Raw genomic sequence first — 19,564 nt, 5'->3', positions numbered from 1 at the left:
GCTACCTGTCGCTCAGCACCTCGCCGAACAGCGCCCAGGACTTGCCGTCGAATCGCGCCATCTGGATCTGGCGGATCGGCGTCACATTGTCGGGCTCGGTCTGCACCTTGATGCCCGGCAGCAGCATCGGCAGTGCCAGCGGCTTCAGATTGGTCGCCTGCTTGATGATGTTGTCGCGACTGTAATCGCCGTTGCAGTTCTTCAGCACCGCCGCCATGACCTGCGCGACCGTGTAGCCCTGCACGTTGAACAGATCGCCCGCGCTCGCATTCGGCTGATACTTCTTCATCCAGGCGGAAAACTCCTGCTGCGCGGGATCGTCGGCCCAGCGCGGATCGGTCGGGTCCTTCAGATAGAGCCCGGTCACGACACCGATGACGTTCTCGAGCCCGGCCGGCTCGAGCACCGCCGAGACGGAGTTGGAGACGGTCGGCAGGATGGTGAGCGGCTTCCAGCCCATGCTCGCCGCCTTGCGCAGCGCTTGCGCCGCGAATTTCGGCGTCGCCTCGGCGAAGAACACGTCGGCGCCGGACTCCCGCATCGTCACCATCTGGGAGTCGATGGTTGGATCGGTCGTGAGATACGTGGTCTCCGCGACGATCTGGCCGACATGCTCGCCGAGCCCGTCCTTGAAGCCCCTGAGATAGTCCTTGCCGGCGTCCTCGTTCGGCGTGATGACGGCGATCTTGGCATCCGGCTTGGTCTTCAGGATGTACTTCGCGTAGAGCTTGCCTTCGAGCTCGTAGGTCGGATTGAAGCCGACCGTCCACGGAAATTGCTTCGGATCGTTCCACCGCGTCGCGCCGGACGACACGAACAGCTGCGGCACGTGCTTGATGTTGAGATACTTCTGCACCGAGATATTGGGTGCGGTGCCGACCGCGCTGAAGATCGCGAGCACCTCGTCCTGCTCGATCAGCTTGCGGGTCTGCTCGACCGTCTTCGACGGCGAATAGGCGTCGTCGAGACTCTCGAACTCGATCTTGTGGCCGTTGATGCCGCCCTGATCGTTGAGCATCTGGAAATACGCGGCTTCGGCCCGCGCGATGGTGCCGTAGGCCGATGCCGGGCCGCTATAGGGCGCGGTGTTTCCGATTTTGATCGCGTCTTCGGCTGCGATGGATGGCGAGATCGACGAGGCCGTGAGGGCGGTGACGGCGAGCAGGCCCGCCAGGCGGGAGCGAGTTGACAAGAGCGTATCCTTTTCTTGGTTTTCTTGACGCGGCGCACATTATCCATCGCGCCCGCGCAGACAATCACCAAGAACGTCTCCGTGCCATGTCCGCATGCCTGCATCACGTTTTCGCGGAACGTGATGCAGCTTCAAAATTCGCAGATGTGCCGAGAGGTTCGCCGAGCGAGACTTGCATTCCGCGCGGCGGCCTGTGCCGCGCTCATCTCCGCGAACGCGACATCCTCACGCCGCAACCGCCGCCGCGCGCGGGCTGACGACGTATTCCTTCAGCACCTTGTCGGTGCCGTCGACTTCGGTCAGCGCGACGTCGTAGGTCCATAGATCGGCGAGATGCTGCAGCACGCGCCGCGTGTCGGTCTCGTTGAGCTGGGCGCCCTTCACGGTGGTGTGACGCAGCAACAGCCGGCGATCGCCGTCGAGATCGACGTCGACGACCTCGATATTGGCGTCGACGAAGCCGACGTCGTATTGCCGCGCCAGCTCGCGGCGCACCCGGCGGTAACCGCGTTCGTCATGGATCGCATCGACCTTGATCCCCTGGCTTTCGGCCGGATCGTCGTGCAGGTGGAACATGCGGAAGCGCCGGATCAGCGCCGGGCTGAGAAACTGGTTGATGAAGCTCTCGTCGCGGTAATTGCTCCAGATCTCGCGCAATACGCCCTCGACGTCGCCCTTGCCGGCAATATCGGGGAACCAGTCGCGGTCCTCGTCTTCCGGGTCCTTCACGATCCGCTCGATGTCCTGCATCATGGCAAAGCCGAGCGCGTAGGGGTTGAAGCCGGAATAGCGTCGGTCGTCGAATTCCGGCTGGAACACCACATTGGTGTGCGACTGCAGGAATTCGAGGAAATTGCCGTCGGTGATCTGGCCCTGCTGATGCAGCCGATTCAAGATGCGGTAATGGACGTAGGTCGCGGTGCCCTCGTTCATCACCTTGGTCTGGCCCTGCGGATAGAAGTATTGTGCGATGTGGCGCACGATGCGGATGAGCTCGCGTTGCCAACCCTGCAGGCGCGGCGCGGTCTTCTCGAGGAAATAGAGGATGTTCTCCTGCGGCAGACCGAGCAGCGCGCGGCGCCGCTCGGCGGTGAGGGTAGCCTTGCTCTTGGCCTTGGTGTTCGGCACCGTCCGCCACAGATCGTTGAACACGGCTTCCTCGTGCTGCCGCCGCTCGCCGGCCCGCTTCTCCTCGGCACGCAAATCGAGCGTCTTCTTGCCGGGATAGCGGTCGACGCCATGCGACATCAGCGCATGCGCGGCATCGAGCGTCCGCTCCACCGTCTCGCGGCCATGGCGGTCCTCGCAGGCCGCGATGTAGCCCTTGGCGAATTCGAGATAGTCGAGGATGCCGTCGGCATCGGTCCACTGCTTGAACAAATAGTTGTTCTTGAAGAAGTGATTGTGCCCGAACGCCGCGTGCGCGATCACCAGCGTCTGCATCGTCGCCGTGTTCTCCTCCATCAGATAGGAGATGCAAGGCGAGGAATTGATCACGATCTCATAGGCGAGACCCATCAGGCCCTTGCGGTAGGACGCTTCCTGGAAGGCGAACTGCTTGCCGAATGACCAGTGCTTGTAGAACAGCGGCATGCCGACCGAGGAGTAGGCGTCGAGCATCTGCTCGGCCGTGATCACCTCGATCTGGTTCGGATAGACGTCGAGCCCGAGCTCGGTGCGCGCGATCTTCTCGCAGGCATCGTGAATCCGCTGCAACGTCTGGAAATCCCAGTCGGCGCCCTCGAACAACCGTTCGCCGGAAGACCCCATCAACTATACCCTTTCCTGACTGGTGGTGCGGCGCTTGAACAGGTCCTGGAACACCGGGAAGATCTCGCCGCGCTCGCTCACCTTGCGCATCGATAGCGGCGCGCCTTCGTTGCGCAGACGCTCATAGAGCGTCCAGAGCGAGGAATCCGGCATGTCGAAGGTGTAGTTGGCGGCCTCGCCGACCTCGAGATAGGCAAAGAACTGGCAGACCGGCAGGATCTTGTCGGTCAGGAGAAGCCCAGTCATCCCGCTGTCGGAGGTCATGTTGTCGCCGTCCGAGGCCTGGGCCGCGTAGATGTTCCAGTCGGCGGGCCGGAAGCGGGTGCGGACGATGTCGTTCATCGCGACCAGTGCGCTCGACACCAGCGTGCCGCCGGAGGCCGGCCCGTGGAAGAACGTATCCTCGTCCACTTCCTCGGCGCGATCGGTGTGCCGGATGAACACGATCTCGACATGCTTGTAGCGCCGCTTCAGGAACACGTAGAGCAGCATGTAGAACCGCTTCGCCAGGTCCTTCATGTGCTCGGACATCGAGCCCGAGACGTCCATCAGGCAGAACATCACGGCCTGCGCCACCGGCTTCGGCACCGTCTCGAAGCGGCGGTAGCGGATGTCGATCGGATCGATGAACGGGATCCGCTTGGCCTTGGCCTTCAACGCCTCGAGCAGCGCCAGCAGTTCGCGGCGGCGCGTCTCGTCATCGCATTCCGCAAGCTCCGCCTCGAGGGCCTCGATGTCGTCCTTGCGCGGCCGGCGCAGCGCCACGCGTCGTGCCAGCGCCCGGCTCACCGTACGGCTGATCGAGATGTTGGCGGGCGAGCCCGAGGTCGCATACCCGGCGCGCTGGATACCCTCGCTCTCGGTTTCCGCAAGCTTGCGCTTGGCGAGGTCGGGCAGCTCGAGATCGTCGAGGAAAAGGTCGACGAATTCCTCGCGGCTGAGCACGAAGCGGAAAGCGTCCTCGCTGTCGCCCTCGCCCGCACCGGAGCCCTTGGCGCCGCTCTGGTTCGGGCGCTGCAACCAGTCGCCCTCGACGAATTTCTTGTTGCCGGGCAGCACCATGTCACGGGTGCCGCCTTCGCGCCGGAACCGCGGCTCATCCATGCCGTCCAGCGGGATAGTCACCTCGCCGCCTTCAAGGACATCCTTGATGTCCCGATCCTGCGACGACTTCTTGACGGCCCCCTGCACCAGCGCCTTGGCGCGCCGCAGGAAGCGCTGGCGGTTCTCCAGGCTCTTGCTACCCGGATTCAACCGCCGATCGACGATGTGCATGACCACTTTGCATCTGCCTCGCGCCGGATGCGATCAGAGTCGCATCGCATTCTTGCTTGGACGGAACGGAAGGCCGGTTGTTGCCGGCTTTCCGGATCGTGCATCAGCCGGCCTGCTTCACCCGCATGTACCACTCGACGAGCCGGCGGACCTGGCGCTCGGTATAGCCGCGCTCCACCATCCGCTCGACGAACTCGCCATGCTTCTTCTCGGTCTCGCCGTCCTTCTTGGAACCGAACGAGATCACCGGCAGCAGATCCTCGACCTGCGAGAATATCCGCTTCTCGATCACGTCGCGAACCTTTTCGTAGGAGGTCCAGCTCGGGTTCTTGCCGCCATTGTGCGCCCGCGAACGCAGCGAGAACTTGACGACCTCGTTGCGGAAATCCTTCGGGTTGGCGATGCCGGCCGGTTTCTCGATCTTGGTCAACTCCTGGTTCAGGAGTTCCCGGTTCATCAGCTGGCCGGTGTCGGGATCCTTGAAGTCCTGATCCTCGATCCAGGCGTCGGCGTAGTCGACATAGCGGTCGAACAGGTTCTGGCCGTAGTCGGCGTAGGATTCCAGATATGCCTTCTGGATCTCGTTGCCGATGAACTCGGCATAACGGGGCGCGAGATCGGCCTTGATGAATTCGAGATAGCGCTTCTCGGTCTCGTCGGGCAGCTGCTCGCGGCGGATCGCCATCTCCAGCACATACATCAGATGCACCGCGTCGGCGCCGACCTCCGTGGTGTCGTGGTTGAAGGTCGAGGCCAGCACCTTGAAGGCAAAGCGGGTGGAGACGCCGTCCATGCCCTCGTCGACGCCGGCCGCGTCCTTGTACTCCTGCACGCTGCGCGCCTTCGGATCGGATTCCTTCAGGCTCTCGCCGTCATAGACCCGCATCTTGCCGAACAGCGTCGAGTTCTCGTGCTTGCGCAGCCGCGACATCACCGAGAAGCGGGCCAGCGTTTCCAGCGTGGCCGGCGCGCAGGGCGCGGCGGCGAGCTCGGAGCCCTGGATCAGCTTCTCGTAGATCTTCTGCTCCTCGGTGACCCGCAGGCAGTACGGGACCTTGATGACGCAGATGCGGTCGATGAAGGCCTCGTTGTTCTTGTTGGTCTTGAAGCTCTGCCACTCAGCCTCGTTGGAGTGCGCAAGGATGATGCCGGTGAACGGAATCGCACCGATGTTCTCGGTGCCGATGTAATTGCCCTCCTGCGTCGCGGTCAGCAGCGGGTGCAGCATCTTGATCGGCGCCTTGAACATCTCGACGAACTCGAGCACGCCCTGGTTGGCGCGGTTGAGGCCGCCGGAATAGCTGTAGGCGTCCGGATCGTTCTGGGCATAGGTCTCGAGCTTGCGGATGTCGACCTTGCCGACCAGCGAGGAGATGTCCTGATTGTTCTCGTCACCGGGCTCGGTCTTGGCAACCGCGATCTGGCGCAGCCGAGAGGGCTGGATGCGCGCGACGCGGAATTGCGAGATGTCGCCGCCGAACGCCTCGAGCCGCTTGTAGGCCCAGGGCGACATCAGCCCGCTCAGCCGGCGGCGCGGAATGCCGTACTTCTCCTCGATCATCGGCCCGAGCTGCTCGGGGTCGAACAGCCCGAGCGGGCTCTCGAACACCGGCGACAGCTCGTCGCCCGCCTTCAGCACGTAGATCGGATGGATTTCCATCAACGCCTTGATGCGCTCGGCGAGCGACGACTTGCCGCCGCCGACCGGCCCGAGCAGATAGAGGATCTGCTTGCGCTCTTCGAGGCCCTGCGCGGCGTGGCGGAAGAAGCCGACCAGGCGCTCGATCGTGTCTTCCATGCCGTAGAAGCCGGCGAAGGCCGGATACGACCGTATCGTACGGTTCAAAAAGATACGGCCAAGGCGTGGGTCCTTGGCCGTGTCGATCATCTGGGGCTCACCGATTGCCGCTAGTAACCGCTCGGCCGCATTGGCGTATCGCATCGGATCACTTCGACACGACTCCAGATACTCGGCCATCGACATGTCGGTCTGGCTTCGCGCTTCAAACGACCTTGCGAAGGCGTTGAACAAAGAATCGTTGTACATGATCCCTCTCTCCACGATATGTATCGCCGCACGACTGACACGAGTCGTAACAAGAGCGTCCTAGGATCGAATCAGCGTCGGCACGCTGGGTCTATTGGACACTCGACCGACTCACTTCGGCAATGCACGGCGCGTGCAGCCTCTGCCTTATCAACAGGCAGGAAGCTTAATGGTTCATCAATATCCCCCGTTGGCGGCCTGTTTTTGACGTTTGTAACCCCTCCGCCACATCCGTGGTTTAACGGGGCCCAAGCCTCCGAACAGGCTTCCGAAGCGGGCATCCGACCGAGGCGACTTCCCCGTCCGAAATGAACGTTGGGCTTCCCTGAAAACGTGTGACCGTCCAGCCTTGGCGTCAAGATGCGCGCGTCACAGATTCGGATGAACAAACATTCAGAAGCCGTTGAACGCGCCTTCTTCTCGCCGCGACTAAGGCAACGAGCCCGTGCAGTTCCGCGCGGCACCATTGCCGCGCTGTAGAGATGACACCTTCACAGCGCGGCATATTCCCAAGGCCGATCATGCAACGAACGTTCCTAGTTGTCGCACTCGCAGCCGCCGCCTGTGCCGGCGCGTCGTCAGCCGTCCAGGCGCAGGAGGAGGTCGACAAGGCGGTCGACCAGGGCCTGGCAGCCGCCTTCGACAACAGGATGTTCGCCGGCCCGCCCGGCTCGAAAGCCTACGCCTGCTTCGTGCGGCGCTACGATGCAAATCATCTCGCGCAGCACCCGAAGCAGAAGGTCAACACGATGAAGCTTCTGGTCGAGGCCGAAGACGCGCCGGAGGACAAGACCACCAACTACTCGTTCCGCCTTGGTGTCACCTACCGTCACCGCTCCGGCAATTTCGACTCCAGCGGCTACTGCAACCACGCGATCGCGACCGAATCCGGACAGGACATCCGCTTCGAATGCGGCGTCGATTGTGAAGGCGGCGGTATCAGCGTGGCGTTGTCGAAGGACGATAAATCCGCGATCGCACGCCTCGCCAGCATCCGGATGTGGAATCGCAACAAGCCCGACGATGACGCGGAAGAAGAACTGGTCGCCGGCGCCGACGACAAGATGTTTCGTCTCGATCGCGCCGGCTTGAACGAATGCGCCGAACTTGTGACCGACCGCAAGGAACTCGCAGCGCTTCGCCACAAGTGATAGGCTTGATCAGATCAGCAACGATCGCGCGAGGGACGCCATGCATCGACGCAGCATCCTGTGGGGCACGCTCTCCGCGCTCGGTGCCGCCTTCGCGGCGCCACAGGCGCAGGCTGCCACCGAGACAGCGCCGCAAAGGCTGAAGGTGGTCTACCACCTCGACGACCTCGACAAGGTCAGTTTCGTGATCGGCAATATCCAGAACCATCTCGAGGGCGTCGGCGGTCCCGGCAATGTGACGATCGCGCTGGTGGTCCACGGCCAGGCGCTGAAGGCGTTTCATGCGTCCGGAGCCAACCCCGACCTGTCCAAGCATGTCGGACAGTTCAGCCGGGATGGCATCGAGCTCGCCGCCTGCGGCAACACCATGAAATCGCAGAACATCGGCCTTGCCGACCTGCTTCCCGGCTTCGTCGCCGCCGAGCGCGGCGGCGTCGTGCGGCTCGCCGAGCTGCAATCCCAGGGCTATCTCTACCTGCGTCCCTGAGGTTCGGGCGCGCAGCGCAACGCGTCATAAAAATGTGCTGAGATCGGGGTCTGCTCGGGGTGCATCCGAGGGGATCGAACTGTTGTGAATGGCGTTATCCCTTGGGAATGCTGATATTCCGCCCGGGCCCCCAGTCATGTTGACAATCCCGCTCCGCCCCCGAAAGCTGCCCGGGAACCCAAAAATCGACCCTCGATCGAACGAGAACAGGCACCCATGAACCCCGTCAAAGCACTCGAAAATCACCGCCAGGCCGTCTGGCTGGACTTCCTGGCCCGCGGCTTCGTCGCCAAGGGCGACCTGAAGCGGCTGATCGAGACCGACGGCGTCAAAGGCGTGACGTCCAACCCCTCGATCTTCGAGAAGGCGATCGGCTCTTCGGACGAATATGACGGCGCGATCGGCCAGGCGCTGAAGAAGGGCGACCGCTCGGTTGCCGACCTGTTCGAGCATCTTGCCGTCGTCGATATTCAGCACGCCGCCGACGTGCTGCGCCCGGTCTACGACCAGAGCCATGGCGGCGACGGCTTCGTCAGCCTCGAAGTGTCGCCCTATCTGGCGATGGACACCAAGGGCACGATCGCCGAGGCCGAGCGGCTCTGGAAAGACGTCCACCGCAAGAACCTGATGGTCAAGGTGCCGGCGACGCCAGAGGGATTGCCGGCGATCGAGTATCTGATCGGCGAAGGCATCAGCATCAACATCACGCTCCTGTTCTCGCAGGAGGTCTATCGCCAGGTCGCCGAGGCCTACCTCAAGGGCCTGGAAAAATACGTCGCCAAGGGCGGCGATCCCTCCCATGTCGCAAGCGTCGCGAGCTTCTTCGTCAGCCGCATCGACTCTGCCGTCGACAAACAGCTCGACGAGAAGATCGCAAAGGCCAACGATCCGCATGAAAAGGAGCGCCTCGCCGCGCTCAAGGGCAAGGTGGCGATCGCCAATGCAAAACTCGTCTATCAGGACTACAAGCGCCTGTTCTCGGGCCCGCGCTGGGACAAGCTCACCGCCAAGGGCGCCAAGCCGCAGCGGCTGTTGTGGGCGTCGACCGGCACCAAGAACAAGGATTACAGCGACGTGCTCTATGTCGAGGAGCTGATCGGCCCCGACACCGTCAACACCATGCCGCCGGCCACCCTCGACGCCTTCCGCGACCATGGCAAGCTCCGCGACAGCCTCGAGGAGAACGTCGCGGACGCCCGCCAGGTGCTGGAGCAGCTGGAGAAGTCCGGCATCTCGCTCGACGCGATCACCGAGGAGCTGGTCAAGGACGGCGTCAAGCTGTTCGCAGACGCCGCCGACAAGCTGTACGGCGCGGTTGCCTTCAAGCGTGCCACCTCGCTCGGCGGCGGCATCGACCACCAGAAGCTGGCGCTCGGCGCCACCATCGCGAAGGCGGTCGAGAACAGCACCGAGGAATGGCGTACCTCCGCCAAGATCCGCAGGCTCTGGCACAAGGACAAGTCGGTCTGGACCGGCGACGACGAGGACAAATGGCTGGGCTGGCTGACCAGCGCCGCCTCCGCCGACGTCGCCGACTACGAGGATTTCGCCAAGCGCGTGAAGGGCCAGAACTTCACCGACGCCGTTGTGCTCGGCATGGGCGGCTCGAGCCTCGGACCGGAGGTCTTGGCCCAGACCTTCCCGCACAAGTCCGGCTTCCCGCGGCTGCACGTGCTCGACTCCACCGATCCGGCGCAGGTCCGCGCGATGGAGGAGTATGTCGACATCGCCAAGACGCTGTTCATCGTCTCCTCCAAATCCGGCGGTACCACCGAGCCGAACGTCATGAAGGACTATTTCTTCGACCGGGTCGCCAAGGCGATCGGCAAGGACAAGGCCGGCCACCGCTTCATCGCGGTCACCGATCCGGGCTCGTCGTTGCAGAAGATCGCGATCAAGCAGGGCTTTGCCCGCATCTTCTATGGCGACCCTGCGATCGGCGGCCGCTACTCCGTGCTGTCGCCGTTCGGCCTGGTGCCGGCGGCTGCCGCGGGCATCGATGTCCGCAGCCTGCTCGGCCATACGCTCGCCATGGTGCGCTCCTGCGGCGCCGACGTGCCGCCGCAGGAAAACCCGGGCGTCCAGCTCGGGCTTGCGATGGGCATTGCGGGCCTCGAGGGCCGCGACAAGGTGACGATCTTCGCCTCGCCCGACGTCGCCGATTTCGGCGCCTGGGCCGAGCAGCTGATCGCGGAATCGACCGGCAAGGACGGCAAGGGCCTGATCCCGATCGAGGGCGAGACGCTCGGCGATCCCGGCGTCTATGGCAACGACCGCTTCTTCATCGATCTGCGCACCGAAAGCGAGACCGACGCCGCGCATGAGGCGAAGCTTGCCGCGCTCGAAGCCGCCGGCCATCCGGTGGTCCGGATCGTCATGAAGTCGATCGACCATATCGGCCAGGAGTTTTTCCGTTTCGAGATCGCGACCGCGGTGGCGGGCTCGATCCTCGGCATCAACCCGTTCAACCAGCCCGACGTCGAGGCGGCCAAGATCAAGACCCGCGAGCTGACGGCGGCATTCGAGAAGACCGGATCACTGCCGGCCGAAGAGCCGGTGGTATCGGCCGACGGGGTCGATCTCTACACCGATGCGCAGAACGCCGAGGAGCTGCGCAAGGCCGGCGCCAATGGCGATCTCGGTTCCTGGGTCAAGGCCCACCTCTCGCGCTCCGGCCGCGGCGACTATGTCGCTTTGCTCGCCTATATCGAGCGCGACGGTGACACCATGGACGCCATGCAGGCGATGCGTCTCAAGGTCCGCGATGCAAAACATCTTGCGACCTGCGCCGAATTCGGCCCGCGCTTCCTGCACTCGACAGGACAGGCCTACAAGGGCGGCCCCGACAGCGGCGTGTTCCTCCAGCTCACGACCGACGACCCAAAGGACCTGGCGGTGCCTGGCCAGAAGGCGAGCTTCGGCGTGATCAAGGCGGCGCAGGCTCGCGGCGATTTCGACGTGCTCACCGAGCGCGGTCGCCGGGCGCTGCGCGTGCACCTCAAGGGTGACCTTACCTCCGGGCTGGCGGCGCTCGATGCCGCGATCTCGGCTGCACTGAACTGACGGAGGCCACGATGCAACTCGGCATGATCGGCCTCGGGCGGATGGGCGGCAACATCGTCCGCCGCCTGATGAGCAACGGCCACACCGCCGTGGTCTACGACAAGGACCCCAAGGCGGTCGCGGCGCTGGTCGCCGACAACGCCACCGGCGCCTCGTCGCTGGAGGATTTCGTGCTCAAGCTGGAAGCGCCGCGTACCGCCTGGGTGATGCTGCCGGCCGGCAAGATCACCGAATCCACCATCGAGGCGCTCGCAAAGCTGATGCAGCCCGGCGACGTGATCATCGACGGCGGCAACACCTTCTGGCAGGACGACGTCCGCCGCGGCAAGGCGCTCAGGGAGCGCGGGCTGCACTACGTCGATGTCGGCACCAGCGGCGGCATCTGGGGCATCGAGCGCGGCTATTGCATGATGATCGGCGGCGAGAAGGGCGTGGTCGACCGGCTCGACCCGATCTTCAAGACGCTGGCGCCCGGGATCGGCGACATCCCGCGCACCCACGGCCGCGACGGCCGCGATCACCGCATCGAGCAGGGCTACATCCACGCCGGTCCCGTTGGCGCCGGGCATTTCGTCAAGATGATCCACAACGGCATCGAATATGGCCTGATGCAGGCCTATGCCGAAGGCTTCGACATCCTGAAGAACGCCAATATCGAGGCGCTGCCGCCGGACCATCGGTTCGATCTCGACATCGCCGACATCGCCGAAGTCTGGCGCCGCGGCAGCGTGATCCCGTCCTGGCTGCTCGACCTTACCGCGTCCGCACTGGCGCAGAACCACACGCTCGACAATTACTCCGGCTTTGTCGAGGATTCCGGCGAAGGCCGCTGGACCGTCAATGCCGCGGTCGACGAGGCGGTGCCGGCCGAGGTGCTGACGGCCGCGCTCTACACCCGATTCCGCTCGCGCAAGGATCACACCTTCGCCGAGAAGATCCTCTCGGCGATGCGCGCAGGTTTCGGCGGCCACAAGGAGCCCCCGAAGAAGGCTTGACTTGAAGCATTGTCGAGCGAAGTGGGCACCGGTTCGCGTAAAGAAAACACGTCTAGAGCATGATCCGGAAAAGTGGAAGCCGGCTTTCATGCTCAAACAAGGAGATGAGATCATGATGCGATTCTGTGGAAACGCATCATGATCTAGAAGATAACCGCGGAAGGTCACGTGCAGAAGAAACCCGATCCCTGCTCCTTCATCATCTTCGGCGCCACCGGTGATCTGACGCACCGGCTGGTCGTCCCGGCGCTCTACAATCTCGCCGCCGGCAACCTGCTGCCGGACAAATTCTGCGTCGTCGGCATCGCCCGCAAGGGCATGTCGAGCGACCAGATGAAAGACAGCCTGCTACAAGGACTGCGAAAGTTCGCCACCCGCCCGGTGGACGAGGCGGTCGTCACGCGCCTGTTCGAATGCGTCACCGCGATCGAGGCCGATCCGAGCGATCCCCCTTCCTTCGATGCCATGAACGAACGGCTCGACAAGCTCGAGAAGGCCCGCGGTACCGGCGGCAACCGTCTGTTCTATCTTGCGACCCCGCCGAAGGCCTTCCTGCCGATCAGCGAGCAGCTCGGCCGCACCGGCATGCTGAAGGAGAACGGCGCCTGGCGGCGGCTGATCATCGAAAAGCCGTTCGGCACCGATCTGCCTTCGGCCAGAGCGCTCAACGCCGCGCTGCTGAAGCTGATGGACGAGCATCAGATCTACCGGATCGACCATTACCTCGGCAAGGAAACGGTGCAGAACATCCTGGTGCTGCGCTTTGCCAACGGCATGTTTGAGCCGATCTGGAATCGCAACCACATCGACCACGTCCAGATCACCGTCGACGAGAAGCTCGGCGTCGGTCATCGCGGCAGCTTCTATGACGCCACCGGCGCGCTGCGTGACATGGTGCCGAACCATCTGTTCCAGCTGCTGTCGCTGGTGACGATGGAGCCGCCGGCGCGGTTCGACGCCCATGCGGTGCGCTCCGAAAAGGCCGAGGTGCTGAGCGCGATCCAGCTCCAGAGCGAGCAGGAGGCGTTGTCCAACTCGGTGCGCGGCCAGTATCGCGCCGGCCGGATCGGCGACACCGAGATCGAGGACTATCTGAAGACGCCGGATGTCAGGCCCGACAGCTCGACCGAGACCTATGCCGCGCTGAAGCTGACCATCGACAATTGGCGCTGGGCCAGCGTGCCGTTCTATCTGCGCACCGGCAAGGCGCTGGCTACCAAGCGCACCGAGATCGCGATCAAGTTCAAGCAGGCGCCGTTCGCGATGTTCCGCGATACGGCGGTCGACCGCCTGTCGCAGAACTACATGGTCATCTCAACCGAGCCGACCGAAGGCATCGAGCTGCAGTTCAACACCAAGGTGCCGGGCCCGACCATCAACATCGATGGCGTCGAGATGAAGTTCCGCTACAAGGACTACTTCAAGGCCGAGCCATCGACCGGTTACGAGACGCTGATCTATGACTGCATGATCGGCGACAATCTGCTGTTCCAGCGCGCCGACAGCGTCGAGGCCGGATGGCAAGCGGTGCAGCCCTTCCTCGACGCCTGGAAGAGCGCTGGCGGACGCGGTCTGCAACCCTACAAGGCCGGCACCGAAGGCCCGGAGGCCGCCAACGCGCTGCTGACCCGCGACGGCCGCAGCTGGCGGAAGCTCGGCTGACATGACCACGAGCGGCGAGCGCAGGATCATCACGGTCGCCGATCCGGCGGCCCTGGCGAAGACCGCCGCCGAGCGGGTGATCGCCCGGATCGACCAGAATCCCGGGCGGATCGCGATCTGCCTCACCGGCGGCTCCAGCCCCAAGGCGCTCTACGAGCTGCTGGCGACGCCGGACTATCGCAGGCGGATTCCGTGGGATCGCATCGACTGGTTCATCGGCGACGAGCGGCTGGTGCCGCGCAAGGACAGACTGCACAATATGAGCATGGCGCGCCAGGCATTCCTCGACCGCTGCGCGCCGGCGGCGAATGTGCACCCGATCGCAACCGACACCGCCGATCTCAGGGATCCCGACGTCAGCGCGGCGCTGTACGAGAACGAGCTGATGGCGTTCTACGGCGCCGAGCACCTCGATCCGACGCGGCCGCTGTTCGACCTGGTGCTGATGGGAATGGGGCCGGACGGCCACACCGCCTCGCTGTTTCCAGGTTATCCCGCAGTCGAGGAAACCCTGCGCTGGGTGGTCGGGGTGCCCAAGGCCAATGTCGAGCCGTTCGTGCCGCGGGTCTCATTGACCCTGCCTGCCCTCGCCTCCTGCCGCGAGATGCTGTTCGAAGTGTCAGGCGAAAACAAGCGCGCGATCTTGACGCGCCTGTTCGCAGGCGAGAACCTGCCGGCAAACCGCGCACGATCGCTGGGCGAGACCGTCTGGCTGATCGATCAGGCCGCGCTGCCGGAGGATTTTCGTGGATGATTTCGCTGGGTGACTTTCTTGGGTGACGGGCAGAACCCCTGCGCCCTGGTCGTGATGGGCGTCTCCGGCTCGGGCAAGAGCACCATCGCCGACCGCCTCGCGATCCGGATCGGCTGGCGCTTCGAGGATGGCGACAGCTTTCATCCGCCGAGCAATGTCGCGAAGATGCATTCCGGCCGGCCGCTCACCGACGAGGATCGCTGGCCCTGGCTGCGCGCGATCGCCGCCGAGATCGACCGCACTTGCGGCGTCCGCGAGCGCGCCGTGATCGCCTGCTCGGCGCTGAAGCGCAGCTATCGCGACATCCTGGTGCATGGCCGCCGCGATATCCGCATCATCTTCCTCGACGGCACGCAGGAGCTGATCGCCACGCGGCTGGCCGCGCGCAAGGACCATTTCATGCCGCCGGGCCTGCTCGCCAGCCAGTTCAAGACGCTGGAACCGCCGACGCCGGACGAACGCCCGATCACGGTCGCGATCGACCGTTCGATCGACAGCATCGTCGAAGACATCGTCAGTCAACTGAAACTGGATCGCTCATGACCCGCATCGCACTTGTCGTATCCGATGTCGACGGCACGCTGCTCACCAAGGACAAGACCTTGACCGATGGCGCCCTCACGGCGGTGCGCAGGCTGCATGAGGCCGGCGTCGGCTTCACCATCGTCTCCAGCCGGCCGACTATCGGTATGGGCTTTCTGGTTGCACCGCTCGCGATCAAGTTGCCGATCGGCGCCTTCAACGGCTCGTCGATCGTCGATCCGCAATTGAGGCCGCTCGAGCAGCATGTGATCCCGCCGGCCGTGGCCAAGCGCAGCATCGATCTGCTTCGCGCGCGCGACGTCGACATCTGGCTGTTCACCAACGACCGCTGGCTGACCCGCAATCCGGACGGCGAGTACAACGCGCACGAAAAGCGCGCGATCAAGCATGATCCGACCATCGTCGACGATTTCACCCCCTATCTCGACCAGGCCTGCAAGATCGTCGGTGCGAGTTCCGATGCGCCCCTGCTACAACGCTGCGAGGCTGAGATGCAGCAGATGGTCGGCCCTGATGCGACCGCGGTCCGCTCGCAGACCTATTATCTCGACGTCACCCCGCCCGGCCACGACAAGGGCACTTTCGTCGAGGGCATCGCGAAACGCCTCGGCGTGTCGCTGGAGAATGTCGCCACCATCGGCGACATGCAGAACGACCTGCCGATGTTCGCCCGAAGCGGGATCTCGTTCGCGATGGGCAATGCCAGCGATGACGTCAAGGCGCGCGCCACGCATGTCACCGAGACCAACGAGCGTGACGGTTTCGCGCGCGCGATGGACGTGGTGCTGACGACAGGTCGCTAAGGCACCATCAGCTCGACCGCTGCACCGCGGGCTTCTCGGCGTGGGTCCTGGCGGCGCTGAGATTGTGCACGGTATTGATCAGCGCGATATGGGTCAGCGCCTGCGGGAAGTTGCCGGTCTGGCGGCCGGCACCGGAATCGAACTCCTCCGCCAGCAGTCCGAGATCGTTTGCGACCGCCACCACGCGGTCGAACATGGTCTGCGCCTTGTCGAGATCTCCCGCCAGTACATGGGCGTCGGCAAGCCACAGGCTGCAGGCCAGGAATGCGCCCTCGATCGGCTGGATTTCATCCGACACCTCGCGCGGATCGTGCCGCAGCACAAAGCCGTCGCGCATCATGTGGCGCTCGACCGCCGCGATCGTGGCGCGGATGCGCGGATCGTCCGGCGGCAGGAAGCCGACCGACGGCAGCAGCAGGAGGCTGGCGTCGAGCAGCTTCGAGCCATAGCTCTCGACGAAGCTGTTGAGGTCGGGATCGAAGCCGCGTCGGCAGACGTCGCGATGGATGGCCTCGCGCAGCACCCGCCATTTGACCAGTGGCGCCTTGAAGCCGAACCGCTCCGCGCTCTTGATGGCGCGATCGAAAGCGACCCAGCACATCACCTTGGAGAACACGTAGTGCCTGGGAACGCCGCGCCGCTCCCAGATGCCGTGATCCGGCCGGTCCCAGACATCTGCGAGATGATTGACGACGGTGCATTCCAGCGACCAGTTCTCCTCGTCGAGCTTGAGTTTGACCATGCGAGACTGGTGGAAGGCGTCGATCAGCTCGCCATAGACGTCGAGCTGAAGCTGTGCATGGGCGGCGTTGCCGACGCGGACCGGCGTTGCTCCCTCATAGCCGGGCAGCCATCCGGCCTCCCATTCGAGCAAGCGGCGCTGCCCCAGGATACCGTACATGATCTGCATGTTGGCCGGCGCGCCGGCCACCGCCCGCAGCAGCCAGTTGTGCCAGGCCGCCGCTTCCTCGGTATAGCCCGAATTCATCAGCGCCAGCAGCGTGAAGGTGGCGTCGCGCAGCCAGCAGAAGCGGTAGTCCCAGTTGCGCGCGCCGCCGAGCTTTTCCGGCAGTGACGTGGTCGGTGCCGCGACGATGCCGCCGGTCGGCCTGAAGGTCAGCGCCTTCAGCGTGATCAGCGAACGCATCACGAGGCCGCGCTGATAGCTGCTGTCGTAGGTCGAACGGCTGCACCATTCCTTCCAGTAATCCTCGGTATCCTTCAGCGCCGCTTCGGGATCGATCGGCTCCGGCAGCGGCTGGTAGGACGCCCCGTAGGTCAGGATGAACGGCACGGTGTCGCCCTCGCCGACCTCGAAATCGGCGATCGTGGTCAGGTCCTTGCCTGTGGTTTCGACCGGCGTGCGCAGCACGGTCATGTCCTGCCCGCAGATCGCCAACAGCCCCTCGCCGTCCGGATTCTTCTTCACCCAGGGGACATCGACGCCGTAGCCGAAGCGGATCACCAGCTCCATGTGCATCCTGACGCGGCCGCTGATCCCGCGCACGAGGCGCACCACGTCGGAGGCGTTGCCGCGCGGCGGCATGAAGTCGGTCAGCACAACCACGCCGCTTGCGGTCTCGAACCGCGTCTCCAGGATCAGCGTGTCGTCCCGATAGCGGCGCGAGGTCTGCTTGATCTCATCGGCCGGCGCCAGCAGCCAGCGGCCATTCCGCGACGTGCCGAGCAGCGCCGCGAAGCACGCCTCGGAATCGAACGCCGGCCAGCACAGCCAGTCGATCGAGCCGTCGCGGCCGACCAGCGCGGCGGTCTCGCAATCGCCGATCAATCCATAGTCTTCGATCCGGGAAGCCACACACCATGCTCCGCATTAGCCCGCGTGCAACCGCTCGCGGGTTGCGCGCTTCAGCGCCTCGATATCGATCGCCGACGCGAGCTGCTCGAGCGGGATCGGGAGCCGGCGTTTCCAGTTCGGATGCTCGTAGACGGTGCCTGGGATGTTGGGCTGCTCGACAATGCCGAGCAGATCCTCCATCGACACCGCCAGCATCCGCGACCGCGTCCGCGCCATGAAACTCACGACCGAATCAAAATCATTGCTGTGGATGTCGTGCCGGCGCAGCACGTCGTCGAGCTGGCCGAGCGCGTCCCAGCGCCCCTGGTCGGTCTCGCCGGGATCGATCCCGAGTCCGCGCTTGGTCTTGAGGTCGCTGAACGAGCGCCAGCCGGCATAGGTCGAGAGGTCGTGGGTGTTGAAGGTGACCAGCGCGTTCGGCAGATAATAGTCGGCGTTGCGGAACACGCCCTGGTCGTCGGTCTCGAACATCATCACGAGGTAGGACCAGATGCCCCAGCCGTTCATCTGCTCGCGGAACCCCGGCGGCACGGTGCCAAGGTCCTCGCCGATCACGACGCAGCGGCTGGCCGTGCTTTCCTGCGCGGTCGCCGCCAGCAGCGCCTCGAACGGCATCAGCACATAGGCGCCATTGGCCGGCCCGAAGCCGCGCGGCACCAGATAAAGCCGCTTCAGCCCGAAAGCGTGGTCCAGCCTGATCGCGCCGGCATGGTGCATCGAGGCGCGCAGCATCTGCCGGAACGGCTCGAACGAGCGCTGTTCGAGGCCCGCGGCGTTGAAGCCGGCCAGCCCCCAGTCCTGGCCCGCCGTGTTGAGCGGGTCCGGCGGCGCGCCGACACCGAGATGACGCGAGATCGCAGTCTGCTCATTCCAAGCGTCGAAACCATCCGACTGCACGCCGACGGCGACGTCGAGATAGAGCCCGACCCCCATGCCGAGCTTGTGCGCCAGCGCCTGGCAGGCGCCGAGCTGGCGCTCCGCCGTCCATTGCACGAATTCGACGAACTCGACCTCGGCGGCGCTGTCGCGCGCCTCCCGCAATTTGGCGCAAGCCGCGTCGCTGGGTTGCCGCCATTCGTCCGGCCACTCCCACCACGGCTTGTTGAACTTGTGCCGCATCGTTTCGAAGCAGGCGAAGCGCGACAGCAGTGCGCCCTGCTCGTTGCGAAAAGCCTCGAAATCCTGCCGGCGGCCGGGACCGGGATTGGCCTTGAAGGCAGCGAAGGCCGCGCGCAGCGCGGGCCATTTCAACGCCGCAACGCCGACATAGTCGACCAGGTCTTGGCCACGGAGCTGCGCCAGCGCGGCCTGCGTCGCGGCATCGATGCGGTATTCGGGAATCTTCTCGACATCGACATAGAGCGCGTTGAGGAACAGCCGGCTGCTCGGGGAATATGGACTGCAGTCGCCCGGCCGATCGTCGAATAGCGCATGCAGCGGATTGAGCCCGATGCCGTCGGCGCCGAGCTGCCGGGCGAATGTGAGCAGCCACTGCAGATCGGTGAAGTCGCCGATGCCCCAGTTGCGTGCGGAGCGCACGCCGTAGAGCTGCACCGCGATCACCCAGCAGCGATCGAACGTGCCGCCGAACGCGCCCTCCGGCGCCACCAGGAACGGCAGCTGCTCGCTGCCCGATGCGTCCGACAGCAGCAAGCGGTGCACGCCCTCCGGGAGGCCGGACGGCCACGCAACGTTCCGCCCATGCGCCTCGCCTTGCGCGAGCACCGCATCGCCGCTCATGACCTTCCATTGCACCGGAAGCTGCGCCGCCTCGGCAAGCTGCGTTTGCGCAGCCTGGCCGCCTCTGACGACCACGGGATCGGTGACGATCCGCCGCGGCGTCTGGGGCGGCAGCGCCGCCAGGATCGCCGTCAGCGCCTCCGGGGTTGTCACACGACGGTGACCGCTCCCATCGATATACTCGGTCTGGATTCCCAGGGTCTGGGCTTCGGCGTAAAGGTCCATTCGGCACGCTGTCTGCTCGCAACGGTATTGGGATCGTTGCT

Annotated in this window: 14 protein-coding genes; 8 read left to right on the top strand and 6 right to left on the bottom strand. The window is 64.5% G+C overall.

Features of this window, described 5'->3' with window-relative positions; all coding sequences use genetic code 11:
- Position 1: 1 nt before the first annotated feature.
- From ACVW17_RS18650 to ACVW17_RS18635, 4 genes are all read right to left on the bottom strand, one after another.
- A complete protein-coding gene (locus tag ACVW17_RS18650) occupies positions 2-1,192 on the bottom strand; it encodes an ABC transporter substrate-binding protein (protein ID WP_456797779.1) in 1,191 nt (396 codons plus the stop codon).
- A gap of 225 nt (positions 1,193-1,417) precedes the next feature.
- Positions 1,418-2,962, bottom strand: coding sequence for a SpoVR family protein (locus ACVW17_RS18645; protein WP_456756468.1), 1,545 nt, complete (start codon positions 2,960-2,962; stop codon positions 1,418-1,420).
- 3 nt (positions 2,963-2,965) lie between these two features.
- A complete protein-coding gene (locus ACVW17_RS18640; RefSeq protein ID WP_456753229.1) occupies positions 2,966-4,237 on the bottom strand; it encodes a YeaH/YhbH family protein in 1,272 nt (423 codons plus the stop codon).
- A 103-nt stretch (positions 4,238-4,340) separates the two neighbouring features.
- On the bottom strand, positions 4,341-6,284 hold the full coding sequence (locus tag ACVW17_RS18635; protein WP_021080883.1) for a PrkA family serine protein kinase: 1,944 nt from the start codon (positions 6,282-6,284) through the stop codon (positions 4,341-4,343).
- Between the two features lie 521 nt (positions 6,285-6,805).
- On the opposite strand from ACVW17_RS18635, the gene ACVW17_RS18630 reads away from it, so the two are divergent.
- From ACVW17_RS18630 to ACVW17_RS18595, 8 genes are all read left to right on the top strand, one after another.
- Positions 6,806-7,435 carry a hypothetical protein gene (locus ACVW17_RS18630; protein WP_456753228.1) on the top strand — a complete coding sequence of 210 codons (630 nt, stop codon included), beginning with the start codon at positions 6,806-6,808 and terminating at the stop codon, positions 7,433-7,435.
- Between the two features lie 40 nt (positions 7,436-7,475).
- Positions 7,476-7,922: a DsrE family protein gene (locus ACVW17_RS18625; RefSeq protein WP_456753227.1), complete on the top strand. Its 447-nt coding sequence runs from the start codon at positions 7,476-7,478 to the stop codon at positions 7,920-7,922.
- Positions 7,923-8,138: 216 nt separating this feature from the next.
- The gene (locus tag ACVW17_RS18620) at positions 8,139-10,985 is read left to right on the top strand and encodes a bifunctional transaldolase/phosoglucose isomerase (protein ID WP_456753226.1); all 2,847 of its coding nucleotides are present in this window, start codon (positions 8,139-8,141) and stop codon (positions 10,983-10,985) included.
- Between the two features lie 11 nt (positions 10,986-10,996).
- A complete protein-coding gene (gnd, locus tag ACVW17_RS18615) occupies positions 10,997-11,980 on the top strand; it encodes a phosphogluconate dehydrogenase (NAD(+)-dependent, decarboxylating) (protein ID WP_456753225.1) in 984 nt (327 codons plus the stop codon).
- Positions 11,981-12,148: 168 nt separating this feature from the next.
- A complete protein-coding gene (gene zwf / locus ACVW17_RS18610) occupies positions 12,149-13,642 on the top strand; it encodes a glucose-6-phosphate dehydrogenase (protein ID WP_456753224.1) in 1,494 nt (497 codons plus the stop codon).
- 1 nt (position 13,643) lies between these two features.
- Positions 13,644-14,396, top strand: coding sequence for a 6-phosphogluconolactonase (gene pgl / locus ACVW17_RS18605; RefSeq protein WP_456753223.1), 753 nt, complete (start codon positions 13,644-13,646; stop codon positions 14,394-14,396).
- 54 nt (positions 14,397-14,450) lie between these two features.
- Positions 14,451-14,939, top strand: a complete 489-nt coding sequence (locus ACVW17_RS18600; RefSeq protein WP_456756467.1) for a gluconokinase — start codon at positions 14,451-14,453, stop codon at positions 14,937-14,939.
- Positions 14,936-15,742, top strand: a complete 807-nt coding sequence (locus ACVW17_RS18595) for an HAD family hydrolase (RefSeq protein WP_456753222.1) — start codon at positions 14,936-14,938, stop codon at positions 15,740-15,742. The genes ACVW17_RS18600 and ACVW17_RS18595 overlap by 4 nt, the downstream gene beginning before the upstream one ends.
- Before the next feature lie 7 nt (positions 15,743-15,749).
- On the opposite strand, the gene ACVW17_RS18590 is transcribed toward ACVW17_RS18595, so the two are convergent.
- Both ACVW17_RS18590 and malQ read right to left on the bottom strand, forming a co-directional pair.
- The gene (locus ACVW17_RS18590; protein ID WP_456753221.1) at positions 15,750-17,558 is read right to left on the bottom strand and encodes a glycoside hydrolase family 15 protein; all 1,809 of its coding nucleotides are present in this window, start codon (positions 17,556-17,558) and stop codon (positions 15,750-15,752) included.
- Positions 17,559-17,573: 15 nt separating this feature from the next.
- Positions 17,574-19,523, bottom strand: a complete 1,950-nt coding sequence (malQ, locus tag ACVW17_RS18585; protein WP_456753220.1) for a 4-alpha-glucanotransferase — start codon at positions 19,521-19,523, stop codon at positions 17,574-17,576.
- Positions 19,524-19,564: the final 41 nt, after the last annotated feature.

The organism is Bradyrhizobium sp. USDA 4473, from assembly GCF_054063335.1.
Note: the sequence above shows the minus strand (reverse complement) of the source record. Positions and strands in the feature narration are given on the sequence as shown.

Coding starts and splice junctions, on each gene's coding strand:
- ACVW17_RS18645 (WP_456756468.1), bottom strand. CDS start 2,962: ATGGGGTCTTCCGGCGAACGGTTGTTCGAGGGCGCCGACTGGGATTTC.
- ACVW17_RS18640 (WP_456753229.1), bottom strand. CDS start 4,237: ATGCACATCGTCGATCGGCGGTTGAATCCGGGTAGCAAGAGCCTGGAG.
- ACVW17_RS18635 (WP_021080883.1), bottom strand. CDS start 6,284: ATGTACAACGATTCTTTGTTCAACGCCTTCGCAAGGTCGTTTGAAGCG.
- ACVW17_RS18630 (WP_456753228.1), top strand. CDS start 6,806: ATGCAACGAACGTTCCTAGTTGTCGCACTCGCAGCCGCCGCCTGTGCC.
- ACVW17_RS18625 (WP_456753227.1), top strand. CDS start 7,476: ATGCATCGACGCAGCATCCTGTGGGGCACGCTCTCCGCGCTCGGTGCC.
- ACVW17_RS18620 (WP_456753226.1), top strand. CDS start 8,139: ATGAACCCCGTCAAAGCACTCGAAAATCACCGCCAGGCCGTCTGGCTG.
- gnd (WP_456753225.1), top strand. CDS start 10,997: ATGCAACTCGGCATGATCGGCCTCGGGCGGATGGGCGGCAACATCGTC.
- pgl (WP_456753223.1), top strand. CDS start 13,644: ATGACCACGAGCGGCGAGCGCAGGATCATCACGGTCGCCGATCCGGCG.
- ACVW17_RS18600 (WP_456756467.1), top strand. CDS start 14,451: ATGGGCGTCTCCGGCTCGGGCAAGAGCACCATCGCCGACCGCCTCGCG.
- ACVW17_RS18595 (WP_456753222.1), top strand. CDS start 14,936: ATGACCCGCATCGCACTTGTCGTATCCGATGTCGACGGCACGCTGCTC.
- malQ (WP_456753220.1), bottom strand. CDS start 19,523: ATGGACCTTTACGCCGAAGCCCAGACCCTGGGAATCCAGACCGAGTAT.